Raw genomic sequence first — 1,698 nt, forward strand, 5'->3', positions numbered from 1 at the left:
TCTCCGAGAAGAGCTACGCGCTCCTGGACGAGAACAAGTACACGTTCATCGTCGACCCGCGCTCCAACAAGACCCAGATCAAGCAGGCCGTCGAGACGGTCTTCGAGGTCAAGGTCACCGGGGTCAACACGATCAACCGCATCGGCAAGCGCAAGCGGACCCGCACGGGCTTCGGCCAGCGTGCCGCCACCAAGCGCGCGATCGTGACCCTCGCCGAGGGCGACCGTATCGACATCTTCGGCGGTCCGACCGCCTGAGGGCGGTCCGGACCGTCCGATATCGGACGAGGACTGAGAAATGGGAATCCGCAAGTACAAGCCGACTACGCCGGGCCGTCGTGGCGCCAGCGTCGCCGACTTCGTCGAGGTCACGCGGTCCACGCCGGAGAAGTCGCTGGTTCGCCCCCTGCACAGCAAGGGTGGCCGTAACAACTCCGGTCGTGTGACCGTCCGCCACCAGGGTGGTGGCCACAAGCGCGCCTACCGAGTGATCGACTTCCGTCGTCACGACAAGGACGGCGTGCCGGCGAAGGTCGCGCACATCGAGTACGACCCCAACCGCACCGCGCGCATCGCGCTCCTGCACTACGCGGACGGCGAGAAGCGCTACATCCTGGCCCCCCGGGGCCTGAACCAGGGCGACCGGATCGAGAACGGCCCCGGCGCCGACATCAAGCCCGGCAACAACCTGGCGCTCCGCAACATCCCGGTCGGTACGACGATCCACTCGGTGGAGCTTCGTCCGGGTGGCGGTGCCAAGTTCGCCCGCTCCGCCGGTGCCTCCGTGCAGCTGCTCGCGAAGGAGGGCTCGATGGCCCACCTCCGCATGCCGTCCGGTGAGATCCGCCTGGTCGACGTGCGCTGCCGCGCCACCGTCGGCGAGGTCGGCAACGCCGAGCAGAGCAACATCAACTGGGGCAAGGCCGGCCGCAAGCGGTGGCTGGGCGTCCGCCCGACCGTCCGTGGTGTCGTCATGAACCCGGTCGACCACCCGCACGGTGGTGGTGAGGGCAAGACCTCCGGTGGTCGCCACCCGGTCAGCCCGTGGGGCAAGAAGGAAGGCCGTACTCGTTCGCCCAAGAAGGCGTCGAACAAGTACATCGTCCGCCGCCGCAAGACGAACAAGAAGCGCTAAGGACGGGTTGAGATGCCTCGTAGCTTGAAGAAGGGGCCCTTCGTCGACGACCACCTGCTCAAGAAGGTGGACGCCCAGAACGAAGCCGGCACCAAGAACGTCATCAAGACCTGGTCCCGCCGCTCCATGATCGTGCCGGCCATGCTGGGCCACACGCTGGCGGTGCACAACGGCAAGACCCACATCCCGGTGTTCGTCACCGAGTCGATGGTCGGCCACAAGCTCGGCGAGTTCTCGCCGACGCGCACCTTCCGGGGTCACGTCAAGGACGACCGGAAGTCGAAGCGCCGCTAAGCGGATCGCGTTCAGACACGTAAGAAACTGAAGGGACAACCATGGAAGCCAGGGCCCAGGCGCGGTACATCCGCGTCACGCCCATGAAGGCCCGCCGCGTGGTGGACCTCATCCGTGGCATGGACGCCACGGAGGCCCAGGCCGTCCTGCGATTCGCTCCGCAGGCTGCCTCCGTGCCGGTCGGCAAGGTGCTCGACAGCGCCATCGCCAACGCCGCGCACAACTACGACCACACGGACGCCTCCTCGCTGGTCATCAGCGAGGCGTACG

4 protein-coding genes are annotated in these 1,698 nt (G+C 66.9%); all 4 read left to right on the forward strand.

What is annotated here, in order from left to right; translation table 11 throughout:
* Nucleotides 1-257, forward strand: a 257-nt coding sequence (gene rplW / locus ACFYWL_RS31110) for a 50S ribosomal protein L23 (RefSeq protein WP_386980385.1), incomplete at its 5' end; no start/stop codon positions are given.
* Nucleotides 258-297: 40 nt separating this feature from the next.
* Nucleotides 298-1,134 carry a 50S ribosomal protein L2 gene (gene rplB, locus ACFYWL_RS31115; protein WP_386980388.1) on the forward strand — a complete coding sequence of 279 codons (837 nt, stop codon included), beginning with the start codon at nucleotides 298-300 and terminating at the stop codon, nucleotides 1,132-1,134.
* Nucleotides 1,135-1,146: 12 nt separating this feature from the next.
* Nucleotides 1,147-1,428, forward strand: a complete 282-nt coding sequence (gene rpsS / locus ACFYWL_RS31120) for a 30S ribosomal protein S19 (protein WP_356692142.1) — start codon at nucleotides 1,147-1,149, stop codon at nucleotides 1,426-1,428.
* 41 nt (nucleotides 1,429-1,469) lie between these two features.
* The coding region (gene rplV, locus ACFYWL_RS31125) for a 50S ribosomal protein L22 (protein ID WP_386980391.1) at nucleotides 1,470-1,698 on the forward strand (229 nt) is incomplete at its 3' end.

Source organism: Micromonospora sp. NPDC002575 (assembly GCF_042889525.1).
GTDB classification, from domain to species: domain Bacteria; phylum Actinomycetota; class Actinomycetes; order Mycobacteriales; family Micromonosporaceae; genus Micromonospora; species Micromonospora carbonacea.